Consider the following 25430-nt stretch of genomic DNA (forward strand, 5'->3'; position numbering starts at 1 on the left):
CTCAGCTTGCGGGCTTGAGATCGTAGAAGAAGACCACGTTGGGATAGGCCGGGTTGTCGACGTACCCCTGCACGTCCGCCGTCAGCGCGCGCTGGTAGGTCTGCACGTACGGCACCGCCACCGCGGCCTGGTCCTGGATGATCTGCTTCTGGATGGTCGCGTACGACTGCTCGGCGGCGAACTTGTCGGTGGCCGTGAGCTGCGGCAGCGCGTCGATCTCCTTGTCGATCTCGGCGTTCTTCAGGTAGGAGAGGTTGAACTGCGGCTTGTCCGCGCTCCTGAACACGTTGAGGAACCACGAGTAGGCGTCGGCGTAGTCCGGATACCAGTACATGACGAAGATGTCCTGGCCCTGCTTCTTGCCCTGGTCCCACTGCGCGTTCCAGGCCATCGGCTTGGCCTCCAGGCTCACGTTGAGCTGCTTCAGCGCCGAGCTGAGCAGCGTCACCAGGAGCTTCTGGTCCTCGTCGCCCTGGGCGTAGGTCATCTTCAGCTTCAGCTCGGGGAAGTCGGGGCCGTAACCCGCCTCGGCCAGCAGCGCCTGCGCCTTGGGCAGGTCCTGCTTGGGCTCCATGTTGGCGGTGTAGCCGATGAGGCCCTGCGGCACCAGGCCGGTGCTCTTCTTGCCCGCGCCCTTCAGCGCCGCCACGAGGCCGTCGTAGTCGAGCGCGAGCTGGAGCGCCTGCCGGATCTTGACGTCCTTCATCGGGCCGGTGGCGGTGTTGAACAGCAGCAGGAGGTTCTGGAAGGACGGCGTCTGCGAGGTCTGTACGCCCTGGGTCGCGCTCGCCTGCTCGAAGAGCTGCGGGTTGAGGCGCTCAACGAAGTTCACCTCGCCCTTCCGCACCAGCTGCCAGGCGGTGGTGATCTCGGGGGTGACCCGGAAGGCGATCTTCTTGTACTGCTCGGGCTTCCAGCCGCCCCAGTAGTCCTCGTACGCCTTCAGTGTGAGCTCGGTCTCCTTGCCCTTCTGCCAAGTGTCGATGGTGTACGGGCCGGTGCCGGCGTCGGTCTTGCCGTCCTTGAGCTTGTCGGCGGCGGCGGTGTCATAGATGTAGGCGGCGTAGCCGGAGGAGGCGATCAGGTCGAGCGGAGCCGCGTACTTGAGCTTGAACGTCAGCGTCGCCGGGTCGGGCGTCTCGATCGTCTTGACCGAGCCCCAGATGTAGGCGGCGCCCGCGTTCATCTTGATCGTGCGCTCGATGGCCTTCTTGGCCGCCTCGGCGTCCATGGGGGCGCCGGTGTGGAACTTCACGCCCTGGCGCAGCTTGAACGTCCACTGCTTGCCGCCGTCCGCCGACGTCCACTCGGTGGCCAGCCGCGGCTCGGGCTTCTGCGACTGGGTGTTGTACCTGGTCAGGCCCTCGTAGATGTTGGACATGGCGATGATCTCGTTGGAGTACGAGGTCGCCGGGTCCCAGTCGGTGACCACGTCGAGGTTGGGCGCGTAGACGAAGGTGGCGTCGTTGGCCTTGGTGGCGGCGACGGCGGACTCGCTCGTCGTGGCGCTCGGCTTCGGTGTCCGGTCCGCACCGCGTACCTGGCCGCCCGCGCACGCGGTTGCGGTCATGGCCACGGCCCCGGTGACCCCGGCGACGAGCAAACGCTTGTGCCAGCGCATGGGTGGGGAGTCCTTTCGATCTGTCACCGGGACAGAGGTCCGGCGGCTTTGACGTGTACCCGCACCGCGGGTTCTGAGAGATAGCTCAGCGGCACCTCGAGCAGATCGACGATCTCCACCCTGGCCGGGTCCGCACCCGCCGCCACGGCACGAGCCGCCGCCTCCTCTTTGACTCTTTCGATCGCTTTTGCCCGGCTTTCGCCCGCAGGCAAGATCGTATCGACTCTGCCACTCGCGAGGGCGATGGCCGCACCGACGGCGTTGGCCACCTCGGCGTGCTCGGGCCGGATGACGCCGCTCACGCCGGGGATCTCGGCTGGCAGCAGGAAGGCCCCGCCACCCACCGCCACCAGCGGACGGTCGGCCCGGCCGAGTGCCATCCGGTCCACGGCGTCGATCACCATGGCGTCGGCGACGGCCAGCGCGCTTTGCAGAGTGTCGCGGAAAGTTTCCGACATGTCGCCCGCGCCGTACGCCGCCGTTCCCGTGGGCTTCGCGGCTGTGGCGGCGTGGGCGGCGGCTTCGAGCCGGTCGCGCCAGTCGGCCGCGTTCGCCGGGACGCGGCCGCCCGCCACGGCGGCGTCGGTGACCGTCGTCGTGGCGCCGCCGAAGACCAGCGCCTCCTCCGCGATCCGGTACCCCACCGAATCCGGCCCCACCCGCACACCGGCCCCACCCGGCCGGACCACGGTGCCGCCGCCGAGCGCGATGGCCAGGATGTCCGGCATCCGGAAGTTCGTCAGCACCCCGCCGATCTCCACCGCCGCCGCCGACTCCCTCGGGAAGCCGCCGACGAGCACGCCCAGGTCCGTGGAGGTGCCGCCCACATCGGCCACGATCGCGTCACGTACCCCCGACAGGAACGCCGCCCCGCGCAGCGAGTTCGCCGGTCCGGAGCCGATCGTGGACACCGGCAGCCGGGCGGCGTGCGCCACCGTCATGAGCGTGCCGTCGTTCTGGGCGAGGTACGGCCGCGCTCCCAGCCCTCGTTCGGCCAGCGCCGTCACCAGGGCCTCGGTCACATGCGCCGCCACGCCGTACAGGGCGGCGTTGAGCACGGTCGCGTTCTCCCGCTCCAGCAGCCCGAGGGAGCCGATCTCATGGCTCACCGAGACGGGCAGCCCGTACTCGTTCCGGACCAGCTCCTCGACCGCCCGCTCGTGGTCGGCGCTGGCCGGGCTGAACACCCCGGTCACCGCCACGGCGTCGGCCCGTACGCCGTCCAGGAACCGGCGGATCGCGCCGAGGTCGAGCGGGCCGATCTCGCGGCCGTCGACATAGTGTCCGCCCGGCACGATGACCTCACCGGCGGACACGGTCTTGCGCAGGTCGTCCGGCCAGTCGGAGAGCGGCGGCACGGCGGTGGTCGCGGGGGCGCCGAGCCGGAGCACGGCCACCCGGCCGAGGTTCCTACGCTCCAGGATCGCGTTGGTCGCGTGCGTGGTGCCCAGCATGACCCGGGTGATCCGCTCCCACGCGGCCACGTCGGCCAGCACCGCGTCCAGGGCCGCCCGTAAGCCCTCGGTCACGTCCGGCGTCGTCGGCCGTTTGGCCTTCGCCACCACTCGGTCGGCGGCGTCCAGCACGACGGCGTCGGTGTTCGTGCCGCCGACGTCGATCCCGATCCGCAGCGCGCCCTCAGTCACGCGGCTCCCCCTTCGCCAGCTCCTCGATCGGCACGTACTCCAGGTCGTAACCGAACGCGCGCGGCCCCGCCGTCTCCAGCCCCTTGGGCGTCCGCCAGAGCGGGTCGCACGGCCAGGCGAGCACCGTGACGCGCTGGCCGTAGCGCAGACTTTCGGTCTGTACGGCGGCGGCCGTCTCGGTGTCGACCACGGTGATCAGGTCGGGCACCATGGCCCTGGGACGGCCGTTCTCGAGGGCGACGAGGTTCTCGTTCTGGAGCTCCAGCGTGAGCGTGCGACCCCGGTCGTCACCGGTGCCCTCGATCGTGGCCGTACCCCTGACGAACCCGCCGGTGGTGCGCCGTTCGACGTCCGTCAGCTTGCCGGTGATCAACCGGGCCGCGCCGAGCCGATCCGCCAGGGCGCGCAGCGGCTCCGCCGCGCCCTCGGTGGCCCGGCCGACGGCCAGCGCGCGGGTGACCGTACCCTCGATGACCGCGCCGCGCGCCTGTGCGGCGGTGAGCACGTAGTCGGCCATCAGCGCGTGCGAGCCCGCCGCCACGCAGACGGCGCGCGCCAGACGCTCGGACCAGAGGCCGTCGATGGGGCGGATCGTCACGATGTTCCCCACGATGTCGGACATGATGACGAGGTCGGCCGGCAGCCCCGCCACGTACATCGACACCATCTGCACCTCGGGGAACGCCCGCCCCATGCCGTCGGCGTCGAGCAGCGGCAGGCCGAGCTGGGCGGCCCAGGCGACGGGCGCGACGCCGTTCGCCCCGCCGATCTCCGACGACATGACCGCCGCCGGCGGACGGCCGAAGATCCGCTCGATCTCCTCCGCGATCCGCTTGGGCTCGTCCTCGCCGTGGATCATCTCGTGGCTGACGGTCGGCGCCCCGATGCCGGACAGCGGCACGACCAGCGCGTCCGCCGGCAGGTCCGCGAGCTCGATGAGCGGCACCGGCCCGTACGTCTGGATCGCCCGGATGGCCGCCAGCGACCCGGTACGCACGTCCCCGCCGCCTCCGGTGCCCAGCACGGCGCATCCCCGGGCGAGGGCGGGAATGTCACTGATGTCGATGGTCATATGGCGACACAACCAAGCACATAGCCACTCATTGCGCCAGTCAGGTCGGCGTTACGAGGACCAACTCGGGTCTGTGAACCGGCAAACCGAGTGCGTGATCCGATTGCGCGATCCGGCTCCGCGCGGCGAAGCTCATGGCGGGCATACCTGCGGTGGCGGCGGTATGGGTGCCGTCCCGACATATCCGGAAAGGTGAGCGAGCATGCGGATTTCGGTGGCGACCGACAGCCTGGACGGCGTGGCCGAGCGCGTCGTGAAGCTGCTGCGTACACGCGGGCACGAGGTGGTCACGCACGGCGCGCTCAACCCGGAGGAACGCGACGACTGGGCATGGGCGTCCGAACTCGCCGCCCGCGACGTGAGCGAGGGACGCGCCGACCAGGCCGTCGTGTGCTGCTGGACCGGCACGGGCGCCTCGATCGCGGCGAACAAGGTGCCGGGCGTACGGGCGGCGCTCTGCGTCGACGCCTACACGGCCGACGGGGCCCGCAAGTGGAACGACGCCAACGTGCTGGCGCTGAGCCTGCGGCTGACCTCCGAGGTGGTGCTCGACGAGATCCTCGACGCCTGGCTGGCCGGTGTACCGAGCACGGACGCCACGGACCAGGCGAACGTCTCCCACCTCGACACAATCTGACAACGCCCCGCCGTACGGGAAATGACCTTGGGCGGAATCGCGGAAACGTCGGTGCCGCCCTTTAGGGTGCTGGGCATGACGGATGTGCTCCTCCACGGCGGGCGGCCGTGGGGTCACGAGGCGCCTGCCGACATCCTCGTCCGTGACGGCCGTATCGAGCGGGTCGCGGCCGGGATCGACGCGCCCGCCGCGCGCTCGTTCGACATCACCGGCGGCCTCGTGCTGCCCGGCCTCGTCGAGGCTCACTGCCATCTCGACAAGACCCTCTACGGAGGGCCCTGGGTGCCCCACTCGGCCGCCGACACGCTGGCCGGTCGCATCGGCAACGACCTGGGCCGCCGCGCCGAGCTGGGCGTGCCGAGCGTCGAACGCGTCGCCGCGCTGCTGGCGCGGATGAGCGCCTACGGCACCACTCACGTCCGTACCCACACCGACATCGACCCGCTGGTCGGCCTGCGCGGCGTGGAGGCCGTGCGGGAGGCGGCGGCGGGCTCGCCCATCGACGTACGCCAGGTCGCCTTCCCGCAGCACGGCGTGCTCACCAACCCCGGCACGGCCGAGCTGCTCGAAGGGGCGCTCAAGAGCGGCGTCGAGGCGGTCGGCGGGCTCGACCCGGCGGGCATCGACCGCGACCCGGTGCGCCACCTCGACATCGTGTTCGGGCTGGCGGAGCGCTACGGCGCGCGGCTCGACATCCACCTCCACGACGGCGGCTCGCTCGGTGCCTGGGAGCTGGAGCTCATCACCGAGCGCACCAGGGTGCTCGGGCTGGCGGGCAGGGTGACGGTCAGCCACGCCTACGCGCTCGGCCAGGTCGACGAGGCCTACCAGGACCGCCTGGCCCAGGGCTTCGCCGAGGCCGGGGTGGCGCTGGCGACGGCCGCCGTCTACAGCTTCCCGGTGCCGCCGATCAAGAGGCTCCAGGCCGCGGGCGTCACGGTGGCGTGCGGTCATGACGGCATCCGCGACCTGTGGGGCCCCTATGGCAGCGGCGACATGCTCGAGCGCGCCATGCACCTGGCCTACCGCAGCACGTTCCGCAGGGACGAGGACATCGAGCTCGCCCTGGAGGCGGCCACCTACGGTGGCGCGCGGGTGCTCGGCCTCGACGCCTACGGGCTGGCTCCCGGCGACCGGGCCGACCTAGTCGTCGTCCCCGCGAGCGGCGCGGCCGAGGCCGTGATCACGCACTCGGCGCGCACTCTGGTCATGAAAGACGGCACCGTCCTGCACAATTGACCGGCGGGACCATCGAAAGGCAGGCAAGTGCTCTCTATTCACCAGCGGATCGCGGAAGAGCTCGGCGTACGCGACGGGCAGGTTCTGTCGGCCGTCGAGCTGCTCGACGGCGGCGCGACGGTGCCGTTCATCGCCCGCTACCGCAAGGAGGTCACCGGCGCCCTCGACGACGCCCAGCTGCGCACGCTCGAAGAGCGGCTGCGCTACCTGCGCGAGCTGGAGGAGCGCAGGACGGCGATCCTGGAGTCCATCGAGTCTCAGGGCAAGCTCGACGACGAGCTGCGCGCCCAGATCATGGCGGCCGACACCAAGGCCCGACTCGAGGACATCTACCTCCCTTACAAGCCCAAGCGGCGCACCAAGGCGCAGATCGCCCGCGAGCTGGGCCTGGAGCCGCTGGCCGACCAGCTGCTCGCCGATCCCTCCCTCGACCCGGCCGCGCTGGCCGAGACGTTCGTCACCAATGGCGCCAACGATGGCGTCGCCGACGGAGCCGCCGCGCTGGAAGGCGCGCGGGCGATCCTCATCGAGCGCTTCGCCGAGGACGCCGACCTCATCGGCGGCCTGCGCGAGCAGCTCTGGGGCCGCGGCCGGCTGATCTCCACGGTCCGTGAGGGCAAGGAGGAGGCGGGGGCGAAGTTCTCCGACTACTTCGAGTTCGGGGAGCCGTTCACCAAGCTGCCCTCGCATCGGATCCTGGCCATGTTCCGGGGCGAGAAGGAGGAGATCCTCTCCGTCACGCTGGAGCCCGACGACAGCCCCGACTACGAGATGCGCATCGCCTCCCGCTTCGGCGTCTCCGACCAGGGCCGCCCGGCCGACCGCTGGCTCAACGAGACCGTACGCTGGGCCTGGCGCACCCGCATCCTCGTGCACCTGGGCATCGACATCCGGATGCGGCTGTGGCAGGCGGCCGAGGACGAGGCGGTGCGGGTGTTCGCCACCAACCTGCGCGACCTGCTGCTGGCCGCCCCCGCCGGCACCCGCACGACCATGGGCCTCGACCCGGGCCTGCGCACCGGCGTGAAGGTGGCGGTGGTCGACGCGACCGGCAAGGTCGTCGACACCGCCACCATCTACCCGCACGAGCCGAAGCGGCAGTGGGACCAGTCGCTGGCCGTCCTGGGCGCGCTGGCGCAGAAGCACGGCGTCGAGCTGATCGCCATCGGCAACGGCACCGCCTCCCGCGAGACGGACAAGCTGGCCGGCGAGCTGGTCAAGCACATGCCGTCGGTGACCAAGATCGTCGTATCGGAGGCGGGCGCGTCCGTCTACTCCGCCTCGGCCTACGCCTCCGCGGAACTGCCCGACCTCGACGTGTCGATCCGTGGCGCGGTCTCCATCGCGCGCCGCCTCCAGGACCCGCTGGCCGAGCTGGTCAAGATCGATCCCAAGTCGATCGGCGTCGGCCAATACCAGCACGACCTCGCCGAGACCAAGCTGTCCCGCTCGCTCGACGCGGTGGTCGAAGACTGCGTCAACGCCGTGGGCGTCGATGTCAACACAGCGTCGCCGCCGCTGCTCACCCGCGTGTCGGGCATCGGCGCCACCCTGGCCGAGAGCATCGTGCGCCACCGCGATTCCAACGGCCCCTTCAAGACCCGCGCGGCTCTGAAGGACGTGGCCCGGCTCGGGCCCAAGGCGTTCGAGCAGTGCGCGGGCTTCCTGCGCATCGCGGGCGGCGACGACCCGCTCGACGCCTCCAGCGTGCACCCCGAGGCCTACCCGGTGGTCCGGCGCATCCTCAGCTCGGTCCAGACCGACCTCAAGTCGCTGATCGGCAACACGGCGACGCTGCGGGCGATCAAGCCACAGGAGTTCACGGACGACACGTTCGGCCTGCCCACGGTCACCGACATCCTGCGCGAGCTGGAGAAGCCCGGCCGTGACCCGCGGCCGGCGTTCAAGACCGCGACCTTCAAGGAGGGCGTGGAGAAGATCTCCGACCTGCTGCCCGGGATGATCCTGGAGGGCGTGGTGACGAACGTGGCCGCCTTCGGCGCGTTCGTGGACGTCGGCGTACACCAGGACGGCCTGGTCCACGTCTCCGCCATGTCCCGAAATTACGTGAAAGATCCCCGAGAGGTCGTGAAGCCCGGCGACATCGTCCGCGTCAAGGTCCTCGAGGTCGACATCCCCCGCAAGCGCATCTCCCTGACCTTGCGCCTGGACGACGAGACCACCTCCGAGGGCCGCACTTCCCGCGGCCAGGGCGGCGCGGGCCGTGGCGCGGCTGGAGACGGCGGCCGGGGCTCAGCCGGAGACTCGGGCCGGGGCTCGGCAGGAGACGGCGGCCGCGGCGCGGGCGGTGCCCGTGGCGGCGCGTCGGGCGGAAACGGCGGGCGCGGCGCGGCGGGCCGTGGGGCCGCCGGAGACGGCGGACGTGGAGCGACGGCCGGTCGTGGCGACGGCGGACCCCGAGGCGGCTCGCGGGGTGACGGCGGACGCGGTGACGGGCCCGGTGGTCGTGGGGACGGCACACGTGGGGATGGCGGACGCGGTGACGGCGCACGAGGTGGCAGCGGTCGCGGAGATGGCGGTCAGCGCGGGCGGGGCGACAGCGGTCAGCGCGGTGACGGCGGCCAGCGGGGTCGTGGGGACGGCGGTCGCGGCGGCGCACGCCGCCCGGCTCCCTCAGGCGCCATGGCCGAAGCCCTCCGCAAGGCCGGCCTGACCGGAGACGACCAGTAACTCCCGTCCTCGACCTGCGCCTCGGGCAGCGGGCACGGCGCCACCACACGCCGTGCCCGCCCTCTTGGTTGGGCCGTGGACGGACAGCACGACCTCACCGCCCACCGTGCCCGCTCCTTAGGCCTGGGCCGTGGACGGACAGCACGACCTCACCGCCCACCGTGCCCGCTCCTTAGGCCTGGGTCGTGGACGAGCAGCACGGCCTCGCCGCACACCGGGCCAAGGGCCACCCGCCGTCGAGGTGGTCCGCTGCCGGTAGCGGAGGAATACACGGCACTGGACCGCTGGGTCCGCCCAGTGGCCGCACCTCACGAGGGTCTGTCAGTACATCTTGATCTCCCAGTCGTGGCCGGTGGCCTTGCGCTTGCCGGGGCAGGTGGCGACAGACTGCCCCTCAATGGCCGAACTGACGACCTTCCACGTGCCGCGCACCTTGCCGGTGGGACACGTGGCCACGGCCCGTACGTACCCTGAGCCCCTGTCGCAGCTGGCCCAGGTCTTGTAGTTCTGGTAGTAAATGCCGCTGTGGCAGCCGGTGGGCGGCGGCTCGGCCAGGGCAGGGCTCGGCGCGAGGGGTATGACCGTCGCGACGGTCGCGGCCATCATCAGGGTCATGATCGTCTTTTTCATGCGGGCGATCTTACTAAGGCATTCGGAACTTATCCGGCTTTTCGGATGGCCGTTGTCAGGATCGACCGGAGACGGCGGCTGACTCCCGCTGTCAGGTGATCCGCTGCTGGCGGAACTTCGGCGAGTCGGCCAGGCCCGCTGGGGCGATACGGTCGAAGGGTGAGCACAACTGCGTACACCACGGCGATCACCCAGGCCCGCGACCTGCTCAGGTGGCGCTCACCACTGCGCACCGAGCTCTGGGCGGCCCGGCTCACGGCCACACTGAGCCCGGCGGAGGTCCAGCCACTCGTACGACAGCTCACCGAAGACGGCAGCCCGGAGGCCCGTCTCACCCTCGCCGCCCTGGCCACCGTGGAGCCCGCAGCTCTGGAAGCCGCAGAGACCGCCCTGGACGACGTCGAGACCGCAACCCAGGACGGCGAGGAGACCGCAGTTCCAGGCGACGTCGAGACCGCACTTCTGGGCGGCGAGACGGAGCGGCCGGCCGGGCAGGAACCGGGAGGAGACAAGACGCTTCGGGAGACTCTGCGGGAGGCCGGAAGGCAGGCCGCGCGGGAGCTGCCCGAGTGGGTCGGGCGGATGGGGCAGGTGGAGTGCGAGCAGGCGTGGTACGGCAAGGCCGACCGCTACGGCGAGCAGACCCTGGCCGCCCTGCGCTTCCGCTACCCCGACGACAAGGAGCCGCACGTCCTGATCGTAGGCATCGACCAGGTCAACGGCGGGCTGGCGGTCGATGCTACGGTCGAGGAGCCGAAGTTCCTCGACGACCTGGACCTGCGGCCGGCGGATCCGGCGGTGGTGGCGGGGCGGGTGCTGGACGCGTTCGAGATGACGGACATGGTGATGGGCGCCCCGATCGCCGAGAGCCTGCCCGCCGTCCGCCCGCTGGCGCTCGCCCGCGCGCGGACCGTCCCCGATCCGGTACGGCAAGCGCCCGATGACACCTTGTCCCGGTTCCTGGATCTGCCGGACCTGCCAGGGGCGCAGGAGGCGTTCGAGAAGCTGGTCGAGTTCGTGGGTGATCGGCCCCTGTGGTGGAGTCCGGCCCGGGTCTCACGGTTCCTCACCTCGTGGTTGCCCCGCGAGGCGATCCTGACCGAGGCGGCCGTCTCGGCCATGCCCGAGGTGGTCCGCGCCTGGAGCCGCTTCCACGGAGCTGAGCCGGAGGTGCTCCAGCAGATCGAGGCCGACGCGCCGCGCCTGCCCGCGCTGATGGCGGACGAGTCGCTGGCGGGCCTCCGCAAACGCATTGCCCAAAGCCAACGATGACGCGGGGCTACGGCCTGGGCTCATCATTTGGCCGCTTTTCACCGTCCAGGCTTAGCTGGATGGCCCGTCAATACACGGAGAACCAGGCAGCCTCAGCGTGAGGCGAGCGCCCGTCGCGCTGCATTGATCACGCTGTGGGCGTCGGCGCCGTACACCGCGGACTCCTGAAGCGTCTTCCAGGTGCGCCGGTAGGCCTCGACGCTGCTCGCATCGTCGAGCCACAGTTCGGCATGCCATGTCTCGGTGACCACTTGGCGATCGTCGTAGATCCAGAAGCCGACTCCGGGCGGGACCTTCAGCGGGGCGCCCAGTGGCACGATGCATCTCCCCCTCCGGGCCACCGACTCTCCACGACGTCCCACTGACCGACCGCCACACGCTGGAATACACCCTCGCCAGAGCCCTGATCGTGCGCGTATCGGACCTGCGGCCCGAGGTGGCCCAGAACGACCGGTAACCACAGGCGGCCACGCCCTTCTCAGAGGGCGAGACGGAACGGGCACCCCGAGCAAGTCCGCTACCAGCGGCAAGTCGCAGCAGTGACCACGAACATCACGATCTACAACTGGAGTAGTAGGTACGGGCGGCTATGCTGCGCACTGGACGTTTTACCGCCGCCCCCGCACGGGCGTCTCAAGGGAGATCAACGTAATGTACAAGGAGTTCGCCGCAGAGGCCGTGGTCTGGCTCGTCCCGGTCGTGGTCCTCATCGGCCTCGCCCTGATGGTCACCTCCTGACAGCCGGGGGCCGGACCGGGTGCGGCCCCTGGCGCCCCGGTCAGCGGTAATACTCGTAGTGCACGACCGTGCTGACGTCACGGTCGTAGCGGATGTCGCCGTCGAGCCACCGGTTCCACAGGGTCGAGAGGGTGCGAGACCTGACGGTGCACCCTCCCCAGCGGGAGTGCTTGGCCCGAATGGTGCCGACATAGTCGAAGCACGACCCAGCCCTCTTTCCGTTGATCTTGAGCCGGGCGTTCAGGCTGACGGAGTAGAGGGTTTGGCGGGAGATGTTGGTGATCCGCACCTTGATGCGGCAGGTGTCCTTGCACCAGCCCCAGTAGATCTTGTACTTGATCAGGTGCGGTTTCGCGGTGCCGGAGAGGGTGGCTGTCGTGTTCGTGGCCACCACCGCGGGAGACGCGGCGGACGGCGCCGCGGACACCGCCACGACCGAAGTGGCCAGTAAGAGCGCGCCGACGAGACCCTTGACCATGTTGCCCCCATAGCAACGACGTACTGCCGCTTCCCCCTGTTGAAAGCGACATCAGGCCCCCGATTAACCATCAGAAAAACGGCATGGTCAATCGTTGTTCGCACTACATACTTATTACCCCACTAGTCGGCATTTCCGGGCATTTACGAAGCCCAGGCGAGCAATGGACGCAGCTGTCGCAGGCGTTTCAACGCCTGTTTCTCCAGTTGCCTGATGCGCTCTCTGGTGAGCCCGAGACGATCCGCGATTTCGGTATAGCTGCGGGCTTCATTGCCCGCCAGGCCGTACCTGAGCCTGAGGACGAATGCCTCTCGCGGCGGGAGTGAGGTGAGCACCTGGTGCAGTTCGGCGTTGAACGCGCGGCGCTCGGTGAACTCCTGCACCTGGAGACCGTCCTCGTCGGGGATCATGTCGCCGATGCTCCCCTCGCCGTTCTCGCCGACCGGCACGTCCAGGCTGACCGTCTCCTGGGCGAGCCGCCGGAGCACGGCGACGTGGCGGAGCGAGCGCTCGGCGGCCTTGGCGAGCTCCGCCTCCCGGGGTTCGCGCCCCAGGTCGGCGGCCAGTTGCCGGGCGATTCTGCTCAGTCGCGCCAGCTCTTCGGCGACATGCGTGGGCAGCCGTATGGTGCGGCTCTTGTCGTGGATGCCGCGTTCGATGGCCTGGCGGATCCACCACATCCCGTAGGTGGAGAACTTGTAGCCACGTTTGTAGTCGAACTTCTCCACGGCCCTGATCAACCCGAGATTGCCCTCCTGGATGACGTCGAGGAGTGGGAGCCCACGAAAGGCGTAGCGTCTGGCGGCGGCCACCACCAGCCGGAGATTGGACCTGATGAGCAGGTCCTTAGCACGCTGCCCGTCGCGGCGGACGTGTTCGAGCTCCGGTGTGCCCTCGCCACGGCTGATCAGGTAGCCCGAGTAGAGCCCCGCCTCGATCCGTCGTGCCAGGTCCACCTCGTCCGCGGCGCAGAGCAATGGTGTCTTTCCGATCTGCTCCAGATACATGCCGAGCAGGTCGGGCTCTTCGGCCGACATACCAATGCGACTACCCGGTAAACGGCGGCGAACTCCCCGGTTCATTGAGTTCCGCGATGGCGAGTTCGGCGGTGGTGCGGATGTCGAAGAACTTGTCGAGGGCGGTGATCGCGAAAAGGTGCTTACACCTGCCATTCAGCCCGGAAAGCAACAGCCGGCCGCCGGAGGCGGTCACCGCCTTGTGCAGATAAACGAGCACGGAAAGCCCGGAAGAATCGCAGACGCTGACCGCCTGCATGTCGATGACCAGTAAGGGTGGTTGAGTCAGGTCGAGCGCCTTGGTGACGCGATCACGCACCTCGGCCGCGGACCCGAAGTCGAAGTCTCCCGTGAGCCTGGCGATGACACACGGTCCCTGGAGGCCGAGGCTGATCGACAAGGCCTGCTCCGAAGTCACCCAGTTCCACCTACCCGCATTGCTCGCCCGATGTCACCACTTTACGAGAAGTAGCGTCTTGGGTTGGACACCAGCATCTGCTCGATCTGATCGCCGGTCACACCCGAGTCCAGCAGTGCGGCCAAGACCTCATCGTGGATGTGATCGTAGCGCCAGTTGGGCGCCATCGTGCGTAGTGCGTCATCCCAAGACTCCACAAAGTAGTCCATAAAGCAGGCGGTGTCGTGGCTGAGGACCATCCGATCAGCGTATCCCCGCTGGCAGAGGGCAGCGATGGTGGCCACCCGGTCGGACGTCGCATTGTAGACATCCAACCCGAATCTATCCATCCCCAGCGTGGCGCCCGTGTCGGCCAGGCGCATCAGGTAGTCGAGATCGTTGGTGTCGCCCGCGTGCCCGACGACGACCTTCGTCAGGTCCACGCCCTCCTTGGCGAAGAGGTCGAGCGCGGTCAGCCCGCTCTGGGTGAAGGAGTTCGTGTGGACGGTGATCGGCGCGCCGGTACGCGCGTGCGCCCGCGCGACGGCCCGGCCGATCCGCTCGACCCCGGGCGTCAGGCCCTTCTGCTCGACCACGCACTTGAGGAACGCCGCCTTGACCCCGGTGTCGGCGATGCCCTCGGTGAGGTCGCGGACGAAGTCGTCGACCATCGGATCGGGCATGTCCAGGAGCAGGCCGGGGCCGCGGTAGTCGTACTGGTGGGGCAGCTCTTCGAAGCTGTAGATGCCGGTCGCGGCGATGATGTGCAGATCCGGCACTTCGGCGGCGATGCGCTGGATGCGGGGGATGTACCGTCCGAGGCCCCACACCGTCGGGTCCACGATCGTCCGCACACCCTTCGCCGCCACCGCCTTGAGCTTGCCGATGGCGTCCGTGACCCGGAACTCCTCGTCCCACCAAGCGCCTTTGCCGTAGTTGTCGAGAAACTCGGTAGAGAGAACGAAAATGTGCTCGTGCATCAGGGTCTGACCGAGCTCATCGACATCGACGGGGCCGCGAACGGTGTTGACGGTGGGCATGAGCGCCTCCATACCGGCTGGTCGGTGCCGCCAACCTAGGCCGCCCCCTACCCCCCGTCAACAACCAGCCAGCCTCGGGAACAGCGGCTGGGGCCTGGGCAGCCGTTCCCCGCTCACCGCCGCCGCCACCCGCGCCGCCCCGGTGGGCAGAAAAGGCGCCAGCTGTCCGGCCAGCGCCCGGCACGCGTGGACGAGCGTCGCCAGCGAGGTCTCCCTGTCACCGGGCTCCTGACGCCACGGCTGTACGCGTTCGACGTACTTGTTGGCCTCCTCGACGATCGTCCAGACCGCGGCGGCGGCGCGGCGGAAGTCGAAATCCTCCAGCGCCTCGTGCACCCGCCCCGGCGCGCTCTCGCAGGCGTCGACGAGCCCACGTCCGGCCTCCCCGTCGACGGCGACAGTGGGCACCACGCCGTCCTGGAAGCGGTGCACCATGGTGACGACCCGGTTGACCAGGTTGCCGACGCCGTTGGCCAGATCCTCGTCGGCCCTGGCGACCAGCCGTTCCACGGTGAAGTCGGCGTCGCCGACCCGCGGCACCTCGCGCAGCAGCCACCACCGCACCGCGTCGGCGCCGTAGGCCCGCGCGATCGCCTCGGCGTCGGCGGGCGTTCCGGCCGACTTGCTGATCTTGCGGCCGCCGACGGTCAGGTAGTCGTGCACGAAGATCTCAGCGGGCAGGGGCAGGCCCGCCGCGAGCAGCATCGCGGGCCAGTACACCGCGTGGAAGCGGATCACGCCCTTGCCCATCAGATGGACCTTGCGCGGCTCCGCGACCCACCAGCGGTCGTAGTCGCCGCCGTCCAGCGCGGTGACGTAGTTGGCCAGGGCGTCCCACCACACGTACACCACCTGCGAGGGATCGTCCGGCACGGGTATGCCCCAGCCGCGGGCCCGATCCGCGGCGCGCGAGACGCTGATGTCGGCCAGACCCGCCTCGATGAACGCCAGCACCTCGTTGCGCCGCGCGGCCGGCTCGATCCTGAGGCGCCCACCGCGGATCAGGTCCAGCAGCGCGTCCTGGTAGCGCGAGAGGCGGAAGAACCAGTTCCGCTCAGAGATGTGCTGCAATGGCGCCTCGTGCTCGGGGCAGGACCCCTCGTTGTAGAACTGCTCGCAGCCGACGCAGTAGAGCCCCTCGTAGTGCCGCTGGTAGAGATCGCCGTCGATCGCCCGCCAGATCCGCTCGACTCCCGGGCGATGCCCCGGATGGTGACTCGTCCGGATGAAGGAGTCGAAGGACAGGTCGTACGATTCACGCAGCCCCTCGAAGGCGGCCGCGTTGCGATCGACCAGCTCGCGCACCGGGACGCCTTCCGCCTCGGCGGCCAGCACGTTCTTCAGTGAGTTGTCGTCGGTGCCGGTCTGGAAGCGTACGGGCTCGCCGCGCGACCGGTAGTGCCGGGCCAGCACGTCGCCCTGCACGAACTCCAGCGCGTGCCCCAGATGCGGGCGGGCGTTGACGTACGGGATGGTGGTCGTGATGTACATCGTGTGTCTCCCGAGGGCCCCGGACACGATGCGAGGCCCCGCTAGCAGGGCCTCGAACAAGAAGTCGTCGGTGGAAGCCCCCTACGGGGCCATCATCACCAGTCGCGACGTCATGCGCTCATCGTAGTGTTCCGGATGCAACCGGCGCATCCGGAAATCTGGGCACCACGCCGCCGCCACAGCTACTCCGGCGTGGGCACCACCAGCACCGGCCGGCGCGCGTGGTGCAGCACGCGGTCGGACGTACTCCCGAGCAGCAGTGACTTCACCCCGCCCTGCCCCCGCGTCCCGGTGACGATCAACGTGGCCCCGATCTCGTTCGCCACGTCCACGATGGACGACCACACGGACAGCGCGTCCGGCTCACACCGCGGCGAAGCGTCGAACCCCGCCTGTCTGGCCAGCTCCGCGCCCTGCGATGCCAGCTCCCGCATGGCCTGCCCGACGGCCTCGTCCTCGACGGGCGAATCGTCGATGGTCATCATCAGCCCGGCCGACGCCCGCGCCGAGGCCAGCGCCAGGCGTTCCCACACGGTCAGTACGACGGCGCGCGCGCCGGGCATCAGCGTGCCCGCGAAGGCGATCGCCGCCTTGGCGTCGTCGGAGCCGTCGTACGCGATCAGAATGGTCTGCTCAGTTGCTTCCATAGGCGAGCTCTTTCCAGATCAGCCCGTTTCACGCCCTGGAGCCGGGTAGCCAGCGGGTATGACTGTCACACAGTTCCGGGACCTGCCTCTCGCCGACCGTGACCGCGAATGGGACGCGGCGGCGGCCGACAAGCGGGTGCGTAAGTGGGCGGACGCCGAGAAGAAGCCCGACGAGAAGTACCGCCAGGCCTTCCTCTGGTACGACAGCGACGACGCCGACGAGTTCGGCGCCTACAAGCTGCCGATCGCCGACGTCGTCGGTGGTGAGCTGAAAGTCGTCCCACGGGCCGTGATCGCCGCCGCCGCGGTCGTGGACGGTGCCAGGGGCGGGGTCAAGATCCCGCAGGGCGACATCGAGAGGGTCAAGAAGAACCTGGCCAAGTACTACGCCAAGATGGGCGACACGCCACCCTGGGAGCGCTGAACCGAAGGCTTGAGCAGCGACATCCCGGCCAGGGCCAGCACCCCGATCTCGGTGAGGACCACGACCCGCTGGGTGAGCCCGGCGGGGATGTCGTCGTTGGACAACTCGATGCCGAACATCCGCACGACGTACGGGACCACGACGAGCAACAGCGCGCCCAGCGCCACCGCGCTCAGGACCCGGACGGCCCTGGCGTACCGCACTCGCGCGTTGGCCAGCAGCATCCCCGCGGCCGGCATCACCAGGAAGGCGGCGAAGGCGGCATATCTGTGAATGCCGCCCGACAGCGAAAGCGGCACCCCCGGACGGTCCGTGGGGAAGGCACCGATCAGGAACATGCTCCCGCCCCACGCCAGCAGCAGCAGCACGACCCAGACGCTCGCGCCCGCCCGGCGCAGCGACTCGGCGATCAGTGCCGAGCCGACCGCGAACAGCGTCAGCGAGGTCGGCAGCAGCCATCCCAAGGGCTGAAAGGCGTACTCACTGATCACGCTGTGCATGGGGTCCAGCCCCGATTCCGCGTGCAAGGTGAGCATGGCGCCGGCGCCGGTTCCGATGGCCGCGAATCCACTGACAAGCAATGCCTTCATGCTTCAAAGGTCGTGGAATACGGGCTTCCGGAGTATCGGAGATCGACCCGAACAGGCCCTGAAGCGCCCCTTAATACCTAGGTCGTAGCACTTCGGATACCGGCCCGCTGACCTGCGGGAACCCACCCCTGGGTCTAGCCCGCCGCCTCAGGGTAGGTAGGGCCAGCTATACCACCGCGGGGAGGTCGAAGTAGACCCTGATCACGGTGGCGCCCGCTCGCGTGTGCACGCGGACCAGGTCGCTGAGCAGATTGACGATCAGCAGGCCGCGCGAACCGGGAGTGCGCGGATCGACCGGCGTCCGCCCGGCCAGCGGGTCGATGATGTGGCCCGAGTCGCTGACCTCGCACACCAGCCGGTCGGCTTCGGCCCAGACCCTGATCAGCCCGGCGCCGCCGCCGTGATCGAGGCTGTTGGCGCCCAGCTCGGCGATCGTCAGGCGGATGTCGTCGAGCCTGGCCCGGCTGAACCCGAGCTCGGCGGCCCGCCCGGCGGCCAGCCCGCGCGCGGCGGCCAGGTTGGTGTGGTCGAAGCGGAGCGAGAGGAAGTCGGCGGGCTCGTCCAGCGGCTGGTTGTGCCCGTCGACGACCTTCTGGGGCGCGTAGTCGCCGCTGTGCCACTCGCCGGAGCCGTCGCGCAGCACGGGATGGGTCTGCTCGGCCTCACGAATGACCTCGGGGTCGAGCCCGTCGAGGTCGTACGGGCACAGGATCGTGACGTGGCGCCCGGTGAAGGCGTAGTTGATCAGGGCCTCGTGCTGGGCGCAGGCGGGATATTCCGTCACCGTGCGGCCCGGCCAGATGGGCTCGCCGATGATCCGTACGTGACCGACAGGGTGGCGGTCGGCGAACTCGCGGAGCACGGCGGGGATGATGCGTCCTGGATTGCGCCCGGCGCTGGTCATGTCGAGCAGGAGCACCTCGTCGGCGTCGCGCCCCAGACCGGCCTCGATCAGGGCGAGATTCCGGGGCGGAACCGCGACGGCGACGGGCTCTCCCGAATCTAGCCCTTCGCGGACGAAAGCCGTGGTAGCCGCCACATATTCCCGGTCGCCTCGGTAGAAGAGGGCCGGGTGTACGAAGGGGTCTGCCGCCATCACACTTCAAGCTACCCCGCCATGAGGTCTTTACGGCAATCCGTTGGGTATCCATGTGTTATGAAGAGACTCCAGATCGTCCGGCCGACGAAGCCCTCCCCCCGGCCGCTCCCTCTCGATCTGCGTACGCCCTCCGGCCGACGCCTCCCGTTCTGAAGCGGGCGAACCTATGCTCGGAACATGTCGGATTTACAGATGCGCGTCTCAGATGCCGACCGTGAGCGTGGCGCGCGCAAGCTGCAGGAAGCGTTCATGGAAGGCCGTCTCACCCAGCTGGAGCTGGAGGACCGGCTCGAACTGGCCCTCACGGCACGAACATACGGCGATCTGGCTGGCCTGACCGCCGACCTGCCGGCTGACGGGCCCGCGGTGGACGGGCCCGTGGCCGACGAGGTGGTGGAACTGGAGTCCAAGAACGGCGCCATCAAGCGATCAGGCGACTGGGCGGTCCCCCGCCGGCTCAGGGTCGCCTCCAAGTACGGCGGCATCGAACTCGACCTGTCGGAGGCGGTCATCTCCCATCCGGTCGTCGAGATCGACCTCGACCTCAAGTACGGTTCGGCCAAGATCGTGCTGCCGGACGGCGCCGCGGCCGACATCGACAGGTTCCGCACGGAGTGGGGCAACACCGTGACGTCGGAGGTGCCGGGCCGACCTCAGCCGGGAGCCCTCTATGTGGTGGTCAGCGGCCAGGCGAAGTACGGGAGTCTGGTGATCCGTTATCCGCGTAAGCGCTGGTTCACCCACTGATGGAAGATCGAGATGTGGTGCTCGCTCGGCACCAGGACCCCGCCCGCCCGGTAGGCGCGTGACGACATACCGGGCTGGGTCCGCTCGCAGTCCGCTTTACAACGACTTGATACTGATGGTGCTAGTGGGGTGCAAGCACCTGTCAAGGTTTACTCCATAATGTCGCTTCGTCGCTAAACGCAACGAAGGGCACGGAAATGACACCCCCTCGTCGTCGCATCGCCATCGCGATCGCGACGCTTTCTCTTGCCGGCCTCACCACCGCCTGTGGTGCCATCGGCAACGCTGTCGACTGCAACCAGATGGGCAGCGAAGTCACGAAGATCATGACTGACTTCAACGGCAGCATGACCTCGGCCGCGACCGATCCCAAGGCCTTCGAGAAGGCCGGCGATGAGGCCGCCGCCAAGGTGAAGACGCTGGCCGGCAAGTACGACGGCGACCTCGCCGCCGCGCTCAATGACCTTGCCACCGGGCTCGACGGCATCAAGATCGATGCCAAGGACCCCACCGGCTCGATGGACTCTGTCCAGAAGTTGCAGAGCTTCGTAACGAAGATCCAGAGCGCCTGCACCTGACGCTTCTGCCGGCATGCCGCACCGGCCGCGGGGGGCGGCTCGGCGCGGCGGCCTTGTCGCGTACGCGGTCCAGGGGGAACTTTCCGCGAACGCGATCAGGGGGAATCGGTCTACGCTTGCTGCCCGTGACGGGGGAAGCTCTGGCAGCAGGCGCTGCCCGTTGGACGGCCCGGATCACGCCGAACCGCCTGCGCGTCGGGCTGATCGTCGTGGTCTCGGCCGCCGTCTATGCCGTGCTCGGCCTGGTCAAGCTGGCCACCTTTCGCGCCAGCACGTTCGATCTGGTGATCGTGGACCAGGCCGTGCGCAACTACGCGCACTTCCGGCCGCCGTACATCCCGATGGTCGGCGCCTTCCACGACCGGGGGCTGGACTACCTCCAGCTCGCCGACCACTTCTCGCCCATCTACGCGCTGCTGGCGCCCTTCTACTGGATCCATGACGGCCCAGGTTCGCTGATCGTGGCCCAGGCGCTGCTGTTCGCCGCCGCGATCCCGTTCATCTGGCTGTTCACCAGGCGGATGCTGGGCACTGCCCCGGCCTACCTGGTCGCCGTGGCCTACGCGCTGTCGTGGCCCGTCGCGCAGGCGATCGCGTTCGACGCGCACGAGGTGATGTTCGTCCCGCTGCTCACCGCGATCATGATCGAGCGCTACCACGCGGGGCGGCTGCTGCCCGCGTTCGCGGCGATGGGCGCGCTCCTCCTGGTCAAGGAGGACATGGGCCTCACTGTGATCGGCTTCGGCCTCTACCTCTTCCTCACCGGCGACAGGTTCCGCGGGATGTGCTGCGCCGCGATCGGCCTCGGCGGGGTCATGCTCACCCGGGGCGCGCTCATCTCGCTGCTCGGCGGCCAGAGCCAGGACTTCTGGGCCTACGGCCACCTGGGGCCCGACGCGCCGAGCGCGATCCTGACGCTGCTGCGCGACCCGCTGAACGCGCTGCTGCTGCCGTTCAGCGAGGAGACCAAGGTCGACACGCTGTTCCTGCTGGCCTGGCCGACGCTGCTGCTCTGCCTGCTGTCGCCGCTGTCGCTGGTCGCGCTGCCGCACGTGCTCGAACGCATGCTGTCGGACCGCGAACCGTGGTGGCGGGCGGACTTCCAGTACAACGCCTTCACGGTGGTGATCCTGCTCCTCGCGGGCGTCGACGGGCTGTCCAGGCTGCTGCGCCGGATCAAGCGCGCCGACGACCGCTCGCTCAAGCTGGCCTGGTCGGCGGGCGCGCTCGTGGTCGCGCTCACCCTGGTGCCGAAGTTCGCCCTCGACCAGCTCTACCATCCGGCCTTCTACAAGGCGGAGGAGATCAGGACCGAATCGGCCGCCGCGGCGGTGGCCGCGGTGCCCACGGGCGTCACCGTGGAGGCCGCCAACTCGCTCGGCCCGGCCCTGACCTCCCGCACCACCGTCCTGCTCTGGACCGGGCAGCCGCGCGGCGCCGCGTGGGTGGCGGCCGACACGGCCCGCTGGCAGTTCCCGTTCGGCTCCCCCGACGATCAGCGCGCCCAGGTGGACCGGCTGGTGACCGAGGGGTATACGAAGGTGTTCGACCGCGATGGTTATGTGGTGCTACGTCGTACGTGACGTGTCGCTCGGTCCGAAGCGGGCGGCGATATCGCGTTCCCATGACGCGAGGAAGGCCGGATAGCCGTCGGCGAACTCCCGCAGTTCCCGCTCCCCTTCCGGCGAGAGCGCGGTCAGCTCGTACGTGACCCGCACAGCGCTCCCGCCGCCGCGACCCTCGCCCACGGCCACGCTGACGGTCCCGGCCCGCGAACCCGGCGTCACCCGCGCGTACGAGACGTGCCGCCCGCTCTCCCTGCCGAGCACCACCCAGGTGGTCCGCTCGCCGTGGGCGTCGGTCTCGAACACGGTGCCCGGCTCGCTGTCGTCGGCGGTGGGCACGGGGAAGCGGGGCAGCCAACCGGCCACCCACTCCTCCTCCCCTCGGGGCGTGAACAACCGGAACGCCTCGGCAGGCGGCAGCGCCACCGCGAGCTGCCCGCTGAGCCGGACCTGGGCCCCGCTCACTTCTCCACCATCCGGTGCGCGTCGGCCGCGGTCAGCGTGAGGCCGTAGACGGCCTTGAGCTGCTCGATCTTGCCCAGCGTCTCGGGCGTGAAGGGCGCCTGCCCCTCGAAGGCGTGCAAGGCGATCCCCTCCACCAGATCGCCCAGCGACATGTCCAGATATTCGGCCAAGCCCTTGAGCACCTTGAGCAGGTTGCGCTCGAGCCGCAACCCGGTCTGCGTGCGATCAACTGTTACCATGGTAACAATATACATCCGAAGACAGCGCAGGACGGACCCCCTGCCTCAGGTGGTTTATCCGATGGCCTCCGCGTACGCCCGGTCGAAGCCCGCCAGGACGGTCGGCCAGGTGCCCGCCGACGGCGGGACGGCGCGGTTGTGGGCGATCATGCGCTGCCGCAGCTCGGGATCCGTGGCCAGGCGGGCCACGGCGGCGGCCAGGTCGCCAAGGCTGCGGCCGAGCAGCCCCTCCGTGCCGTGCCGGACGAAGTCGGCCACCCCGCTCTGCGCCCGCGCCACCACGGGAAGCCCGGCGGCGCGGGCCTCCAGCGCGGCGATCCCGAACGACTCGCGTGGCGCCGGCGCCACGAACACATCGGCCGACTCCAGCACCTTGGCGATCTGCTCGCGGGTGTAGCGTCCCGGCAGCGAGACCCAGCCCGTCATGCCGTGCCGGGCCAGGTAACGCTCCATCTGGGCGCGCGCCGGGCCGTCGCCGATCACCGTGGCGCGCAGCGGAATGCCCGCGGGGACCCGGGAGCGCACCATGTCGAGCAGCTTGAGCAGCCGGACCGGCTGCTTGCGCGGCGCCAGACGGCCCACGGCCACGACGTGCACCTCCTCGCGCGGCTCCGGCGGCGACCCGGAGAACAGCCGCCAGCCCGACAGGTCGAGGCCGTTGGACACCACGTGCACGGGCACCCCCTCCCCCGCGACCGACCGGATCGGGGCCGCCGCCGCGTTGCTGACCGTGGTGGCCACCAGCCCCCAGTCCTGCCAGCCGTAGACCAGCCGCAGCAACCGGTAGACGCCGCGCGTGACGGGATCCCACATGCTGTGCACGGTCACGACGCAGGGAATCGCGGCCCGTTTCGCGGCCCGCACCCCCATCCAGGCGAACGGCGAGACCGCGCCCATGTGGACGTGCACCACGTCGGGCCGCGTGGAGGTCAGCCGCCGCGTGAGATGTCCCACTCCGAACGGGTGAACCGGCAGGTCGAAGGGCATCCTGGCGACGATCCGGTGCACGCCGGGCAGCGCCTCTCCTTTGGTCGCGGTCGCCACCTCGACGGCGTGGCCGGCCTCGCGCTGCGTACGCACGAGGTCGGCGACCTGAACCTCGATCCCCCCGAGTCGCGGCAGGTAACAGTCACTCACGTGAAAGATCCGCACCCCTCCCAGACTAATCTGGGCGTTGTGCCTCCACGTACCGCTGTGTTCTTCCACGCCCATCCCGACGACGAGGCCCTGCTGACGGCAGGCACGATGGCGATGCTCGCGGCCGAGGGACACCGCGTGGTCCTCGTGGTGGCGACCGCCGGCGAGCGCGGCCTGGCCGAGATGGGGCCGGGCGAGGAGTTGCGCGCGACCCGGCTGAAGGAGCTGTACGAGTCGGCGGCCCTGCTCGGCTGCGCCCGCGTCGAGTGCCTCGGCTACGGCGACTCGGGTCTGAGCCCGCAGGGCGGCAGCGCCGAGGAGCGGCCCGACGACGCCTTCATCGACGCCGACTCCGAGAAGGCCGCCGGAAAGCTGGCCGCCATCCTGGAGGAGGAGCGGGCCGACCTGCTGTCGATCTACGATCCGGCGGGCGGCTACGGCCATCCCGACCATGTCCAGGTGCACCGGGTGGGGCGGCGGGCGGCGGAGATCGCCGGCACGGCGGTCGTGCTGGAGGCGACGGTCAACCGCGACCCGCTGGTCAGGCTGCTGAAGCTGGCGGGGAAGCTCTACCGGTTCCCGCCCGAGTTCGACGTACGGACCTTCGAGAGCGCCTACTCGTCGAGTGAGACGATCACCCACCGGGTAAATGTCCGGAAATATGCGAAACAGAAGCGGGCGTCCATGTCCGCGCACGCCTCCCAGGCGACCGGCGGCGACAGCGACCGCACACTGGCCGTGATGCTCAAGGTGCCCGGCCCGCTCTACCGGCTCGTCTTCGGCACCGAGTGGTACGTACGACGTGATCTCCCACCCGGCACCCGCCTCAATCATCCTCTGGACCAATGGCCGAAATAAGTCCCCAGTATGATCCGAGCCGCCCCCGCGAGCGGCAGACTGTACCGCGATGAAGAACAGATGGCTCCAGATCACGCTGTCGGCGCTCTCCCTGGCGCTGGCCCTGGCCCTCGTGGTCTACCTGCCGCAGATCGTCCACTCGCTGACCGGCAAGCCCGTGTCCTGGCGCGAGATCGGCGCGCTCTTCCACAGCCTCAGCTTCGGCACCATCGCCCTGATGACCGCGGCCTGGCTGCTGAGCCTGCTGGCCTACACCTTCGTGCTCACCAACTCACTGCCGGGTCTCAACAACCTGCAGGCGCTCTCGCTCAACGCGGCGGGCAGCGCGGTGAGCAACCTGCTGCCGTTCGGCGGCGCGGCCGGGGTGGCGCTGACGTTCGCGATGACCAGGGGCTGGGGCTTCGCCAACCGCTCGATCGTGGTGATGACCCTGGTCAGCGGCATCTGGAACACGCTGTTCAGATTCATCCTGCCCGCCGTCGGCATCATCGCGCTGCTGGCGGCCGGCAAGGCACCCAACCCGACGGTGGCCAAGGCCGGCTGGGTGGGCGCGGTGTCGATCCTGGCGCTCTGCCTGGTGGTGGCCGCTGCCCTCTACTGGGACCGCGCCGCCGCCCTCCTGGGCAAGGGCCTCGACTTCCTCGTACGCCTGCTCAGGCTGAAGTTCCACGCCTCCGAGGCGCTCGAGCGGCTGCGCAAGGACACCGCCGAGATCGTGAGGTCGCGCTCGATCGGCCTGTCGCTGGCCATGATCTTCTTCCTAGGCTTCCAGTGGGCGATCATGGTCGTCTGCATGCACGCCACCGGCGCCTATCCGGGGCTGGCCCAGTCGATCGCCGTCTTCGCCCTGTCCCGCGTGCTGACCAGCGCGCTGGTCACGCCGAGCGGCGCGGGGATCATGGAGAGCGGCGTGGCCGCGCTGCTCTACGCTTTCGGCGTGGCACCCGCCCCGGCGACGGCGACCGCACTGCTTTTCGGCTTCTGGACTTACACTATCGAGATCCCGTTCGGCGGCCTCGCTCTAGGCGCGTGGGCGCTACTGCGCAGGCGCAACGCCAGGAACGCCGACGCGGAGCCCCCGTCCGCGATCTCGAAGGCCCCCTAGTGACAATC

General features: G+C 69.5%; 26 protein-coding genes and 1 pseudogene. 10 read left to right on the plus strand and 17 right to left on the minus strand.

Going from position 1 to position 25430, the window contains the following annotated elements; translation table 11 throughout:
* Position 1 precedes the first annotated feature (1 nt).
* Genes ACIBO2_RS12945 through ACIBO2_RS12955 form a run of 3 tightly spaced genes read right to left on the minus strand, consistent with a single transcriptional unit; the run spans position 2 to position 4339 of the window.
* The gene (locus tag ACIBO2_RS12945; protein WP_397297036.1) at positions 2–1621 is read right to left on the minus strand and encodes an ABC transporter substrate-binding protein; all 1620 of its coding nucleotides are present in this window, start codon (positions 1619–1621) and stop codon (positions 2–4) included.
* 23 nt (positions 1622–1644) lie between these two features.
* Positions 1645–3267, minus strand: a complete 1623-nt coding sequence (locus ACIBO2_RS12950; RefSeq protein WP_358544523.1) for a hydantoinase/oxoprolinase family protein — start codon at positions 3265–3267, stop codon at positions 1645–1647.
* Positions 3260–4339: a DUF917 domain-containing protein gene (locus ACIBO2_RS12955; protein ID WP_397297039.1), complete on the minus strand. Its 1080-nt coding sequence runs from the start codon at positions 4337–4339 to the stop codon at positions 3260–3262. The genes ACIBO2_RS12950 and ACIBO2_RS12955 overlap by 8 nt, the downstream gene beginning before the upstream one ends.
* 202 nt (positions 4340–4541) lie before the next feature.
* On the opposite strand from ACIBO2_RS12955, the gene ACIBO2_RS12960 reads away from it, so the two are divergent.
* The 3 genes from ACIBO2_RS12960 (at position 4542) to ACIBO2_RS12970 (ending at position 8906) form a co-directional block, all read left to right on the plus strand.
* Complete coding sequence (locus tag ACIBO2_RS12960; protein WP_225292382.1) at positions 4542–4976, plus strand: RpiB/LacA/LacB family sugar-phosphate isomerase; 435 nt, start codon at positions 4542–4544, stop codon at positions 4974–4976.
* Between the two features lie 75 nt (positions 4977–5051).
* Positions 5052–6215, plus strand: a complete 1164-nt coding sequence (locus tag ACIBO2_RS12965; protein ID WP_397297041.1) for an amidohydrolase — start codon at positions 5052–5054, stop codon at positions 6213–6215.
* A 27-nt stretch (positions 6216–6242) separates the two neighbouring features.
* A complete protein-coding gene (locus tag ACIBO2_RS12970; protein ID WP_397297043.1) occupies positions 6243–8906 on the plus strand; it encodes a Tex family protein in 2664 nt (887 codons plus the stop codon).
* Positions 8907–9227: 321 nt separating this feature from the next.
* On the opposite strand, the gene ACIBO2_RS12975 is transcribed toward ACIBO2_RS12970, so the two are convergent.
* Positions 9228–9536, minus strand: a complete 309-nt coding sequence (locus tag ACIBO2_RS12975) for a hypothetical protein (protein ID WP_358544518.1) — start codon at positions 9534–9536, stop codon at positions 9228–9230.
* Positions 9537–9695: 159 nt separating this feature from the next.
* Between ACIBO2_RS12975 and ACIBO2_RS12980 the strand changes: the two genes are divergently transcribed.
* Complete coding sequence (locus ACIBO2_RS12980; protein WP_358544517.1) at positions 9696–10808, plus strand: hypothetical protein; 1113 nt, start codon at positions 9696–9698, stop codon at positions 10806–10808.
* Between the two features lie 92 nt (positions 10809–10900).
* On the opposite strand, the gene ACIBO2_RS12985 is transcribed toward ACIBO2_RS12980, so the two are convergent.
* The 7 genes from ACIBO2_RS12985 to ACIBO2_RS13015 form a co-directional block, all read right to left on the minus strand.
* Positions 10901–11125: a Scr1 family TA system antitoxin-like transcriptional regulator gene (locus tag ACIBO2_RS12985; protein ID WP_358544516.1), complete on the minus strand. Its 225-nt coding sequence runs from the start codon at positions 11123–11125 to the stop codon at positions 10901–10903.
* A 461-nt stretch (positions 11126–11586) separates the two neighbouring features.
* Positions 11587–12024 carry a hypothetical protein gene (locus ACIBO2_RS12990; RefSeq protein WP_358544515.1) on the minus strand — a complete coding sequence of 146 codons (438 nt, stop codon included), beginning with the start codon at positions 12022–12024 and terminating at the stop codon, positions 11587–11589.
* Positions 12025–12167: 143 nt separating this feature from the next.
* Positions 12168–13061, minus strand: a complete 894-nt coding sequence (locus ACIBO2_RS12995; RefSeq protein ID WP_397297047.1) for an RNA polymerase sigma factor RpoD/SigA — start codon at positions 13059–13061, stop codon at positions 12168–12170.
* A gap of 10 nt (positions 13062–13071) precedes the next feature.
* Positions 13072–13458, minus strand: a complete 387-nt coding sequence (locus tag ACIBO2_RS13000; protein WP_219530398.1) for an STAS domain-containing protein — start codon at positions 13456–13458, stop codon at positions 13072–13074.
* Between the two features lie 41 nt (positions 13459–13499).
* Positions 13500–14477 (minus strand): phosphotriesterase-related protein, encoded by a 978-nt coding sequence (locus ACIBO2_RS13005; RefSeq protein ID WP_358544511.1) that lies wholly within the window; start codon positions 14475–14477, stop codon positions 13500–13502.
* A 57-nt stretch (positions 14478–14534) separates the two neighbouring features.
* Positions 14535–15968 carry a methionine--tRNA ligase gene (locus ACIBO2_RS13010; RefSeq protein WP_358544510.1) on the minus strand — a complete coding sequence of 478 codons (1434 nt, stop codon included), beginning with the start codon at positions 15966–15968 and terminating at the stop codon, positions 14535–14537.
* A gap of 182 nt (positions 15969–16150) precedes the next feature.
* A complete protein-coding gene (locus ACIBO2_RS13015; RefSeq protein WP_358544509.1) occupies positions 16151–16615 on the minus strand; it encodes a universal stress protein in 465 nt (154 codons plus the stop codon).
* 58 nt (positions 16616–16673) lie between these two features.
* Between ACIBO2_RS13015 and ACIBO2_RS13020 the strand changes: the two genes are divergently transcribed.
* On the plus strand, positions 16674–17039 hold the full coding sequence (locus tag ACIBO2_RS13020) for a hypothetical protein (protein ID WP_357955959.1): 366 nt from the start codon (positions 16674–16676) through the stop codon (positions 17037–17039).
* On the opposite strand, the gene ACIBO2_RS13025 is transcribed toward ACIBO2_RS13020, so the two are convergent.
* Entirely contained in the window at positions 17000–17629 is a 630-nt protein-coding gene (locus tag ACIBO2_RS13025; protein WP_357955961.1) for a DUF998 domain-containing protein, read from the minus strand. The genes ACIBO2_RS13020 and ACIBO2_RS13025 overlap by 40 nt on opposite strands.
* A 166-nt stretch (positions 17630–17795) precedes the next feature.
* Entirely contained in the window at positions 17796–18725 is a 930-nt protein-coding gene (locus ACIBO2_RS13030; protein WP_358544508.1) for an anti-sigma factor RsbA family regulatory protein, read from the minus strand.
* A gap of 180 nt (positions 18726–18905) precedes the next feature.
* On the opposite strand from ACIBO2_RS13030, the gene ACIBO2_RS13035 reads away from it, so the two are divergent.
* Positions 18906–19475, plus strand: a complete 570-nt coding sequence (locus ACIBO2_RS13035; protein WP_358544506.1) for a DUF1707 domain-containing protein — start codon at positions 18906–18908, stop codon at positions 19473–19475.
* Here the strand turns inward: ACIBO2_RS13035 and ACIBO2_RS13040 are convergent.
* Positions 19445–19564, minus strand: a pseudogene (locus tag ACIBO2_RS13040) (SRPBCC family protein); the annotation flags it as partial. The gene ACIBO2_RS13035 and the pseudogene ACIBO2_RS13040 sit on opposite strands and share 31 nt — an antisense overlap.
* Positions 19565–19672: 108 nt before the next feature.
* Here ACIBO2_RS13040 and ACIBO2_RS13045 point away from each other — a divergent pair.
* Positions 19673–20053, plus strand: coding sequence for a hypothetical protein (locus ACIBO2_RS13045; protein ID WP_357955966.1), 381 nt, complete (start codon positions 19673–19675; stop codon positions 20051–20053).
* A 125-nt stretch (positions 20054–20178) separates the two neighbouring features.
* Positions 20179–21636, plus strand: a complete 1458-nt coding sequence (locus ACIBO2_RS13050) for a DUF2079 domain-containing protein (RefSeq protein WP_358544505.1) — start codon at positions 20179–20181, stop codon at positions 21634–21636.
* On the opposite strand, the gene ACIBO2_RS13055 is transcribed toward ACIBO2_RS13050, so the two are convergent.
* The 3 genes from ACIBO2_RS13055 to ACIBO2_RS13065 are packed head-to-tail and all read right to left on the minus strand — an operon-like array spanning position 21622 to position 23459.
* Positions 21622–22083 (minus strand): hypothetical protein, encoded by a 462-nt coding sequence (locus tag ACIBO2_RS13055; RefSeq protein ID WP_358544503.1) that lies wholly within the window; start codon positions 22081–22083, stop codon positions 21622–21624. The genes ACIBO2_RS13050 and ACIBO2_RS13055 overlap by 15 nt on opposite strands.
* Positions 22080–22322 carry a hypothetical protein gene (locus ACIBO2_RS13060; protein WP_358428133.1) on the minus strand — a complete coding sequence of 81 codons (243 nt, stop codon included), beginning with the start codon at positions 22320–22322 and terminating at the stop codon, positions 22080–22082. Before ACIBO2_RS13060 ends, ACIBO2_RS13055 begins: the two co-directional genes overlap by 4 nt.
* A 54-nt stretch (positions 22323–22376) precedes the next feature.
* A complete protein-coding gene (locus tag ACIBO2_RS13065; RefSeq protein ID WP_358544502.1) occupies positions 22377–23459 on the minus strand; it encodes a glycosyltransferase family 4 protein in 1083 nt (360 codons plus the stop codon).
* A 39-nt stretch (positions 23460–23498) separates the two neighbouring features.
* On the opposite strand from ACIBO2_RS13065, the gene ACIBO2_RS13070 reads away from it, so the two are divergent.
* Both ACIBO2_RS13070 and ACIBO2_RS13075 read left to right on the plus strand, forming a co-directional pair.
* On the plus strand, positions 23499–24317 hold the full coding sequence (locus ACIBO2_RS13070) for a PIG-L family deacetylase (RefSeq protein WP_358544501.1): 819 nt from the start codon (positions 23499–23501) through the stop codon (positions 24315–24317).
* 49 nt (positions 24318–24366) lie between these two features.
* On the plus strand, positions 24367–25422 hold the full coding sequence (locus tag ACIBO2_RS13075) for a lysylphosphatidylglycerol synthase domain-containing protein (RefSeq protein ID WP_358544499.1): 1056 nt from the start codon (positions 24367–24369) through the stop codon (positions 25420–25422).
* Positions 25423–25430 lie beyond the last annotated feature (8 nt).

The organism is Nonomuraea sp. NPDC050022 (genome assembly GCF_044460705.1).
Classification (GTDB): Bacteria; Actinomycetota; Actinomycetes; order Streptosporangiales; family Streptosporangiaceae; genus Nonomuraea.

Bases quoted from the DNA above. Each gene is read 5' to 3' on its own strand.
- ACIBO2_RS12945 (WP_397297036.1), bottom strand. From the start codon at position 1,621: ATGCGCTGGCACAAGCGTTTGCTCGTCGCCGGGGTCACCGGGGCCGTG.
- ACIBO2_RS12955 (WP_397297039.1), bottom strand. From the start codon at position 4,339: ATGACCATCGACATCAGTGACATTCCCGCCCTCGCCCGGGGATGCGCC.
- ACIBO2_RS12960 (WP_225292382.1), top strand. From the start codon at position 4,542: ATGCGGATTTCGGTGGCGACCGACAGCCTGGACGGCGTGGCCGAGCGC.
- ACIBO2_RS12965 (WP_397297041.1), top strand. From the start codon at position 5,052: ATGACGGATGTGCTCCTCCACGGCGGGCGGCCGTGGGGTCACGAGGCG.
- ACIBO2_RS12975 (WP_358544518.1), bottom strand. From the start codon at position 9,536: ATGAAAAAGACGATCATGACCCTGATGATGGCCGCGACCGTCGCGACG.
- ACIBO2_RS12990 (WP_358544515.1), bottom strand. From the start codon at position 12,024: ATGGTCAAGGGTCTCGTCGGCGCGCTCTTACTGGCCACTTCGGTCGTG.
- ACIBO2_RS12995 (WP_397297047.1), bottom strand. From the start codon at position 13,061: ATGTCGGCCGAAGAGCCCGACCTGCTCGGCATGTATCTGGAGCAGATC.
- ACIBO2_RS13005 (WP_358544511.1), bottom strand. From the start codon at position 14,477: ATGCCCACCGTCAACACCGTTCGCGGCCCCGTCGATGTCGATGAGCTC.
- ACIBO2_RS13010 (WP_358544510.1), bottom strand. From the start codon at position 15,968: ATGTACATCACGACCACCATCCCGTACGTCAACGCCCGCCCGCATCTG.
- ACIBO2_RS13015 (WP_358544509.1), bottom strand. From the start codon at position 16,615: ATGGAAGCAACTGAGCAGACCATTCTGATCGCGTACGACGGCTCCGAC.
- ACIBO2_RS13020 (WP_357955959.1), top strand. From the start codon at position 16,674: ATGACTGTCACACAGTTCCGGGACCTGCCTCTCGCCGACCGTGACCGC.
- ACIBO2_RS13025 (WP_357955961.1), bottom strand. From the start codon at position 17,629: ATGAAGGCATTGCTTGTCAGTGGATTCGCGGCCATCGGAACCGGCGCC.
- ACIBO2_RS13030 (WP_358544508.1), bottom strand. From the start codon at position 18,725: ATGGCGGCAGACCCCTTCGTACACCCGGCCCTCTTCTACCGAGGCGAC.
- ACIBO2_RS13035 (WP_358544506.1), top strand. From the start codon at position 18,906: ATGTCGGATTTACAGATGCGCGTCTCAGATGCCGACCGTGAGCGTGGC.
- ACIBO2_RS13045 (WP_357955966.1), top strand. From the start codon at position 19,673: ATGACACCCCCTCGTCGTCGCATCGCCATCGCGATCGCGACGCTTTCT.
- ACIBO2_RS13060 (WP_358428133.1), bottom strand. From the start codon at position 22,322: ATGGTAACAGTTGATCGCACGCAGACCGGGTTGCGGCTCGAGCGCAAC.
- ACIBO2_RS13075 (WP_358544499.1), top strand. From the start codon at position 24,367: ATGAAGAACAGATGGCTCCAGATCACGCTGTCGGCGCTCTCCCTGGCG.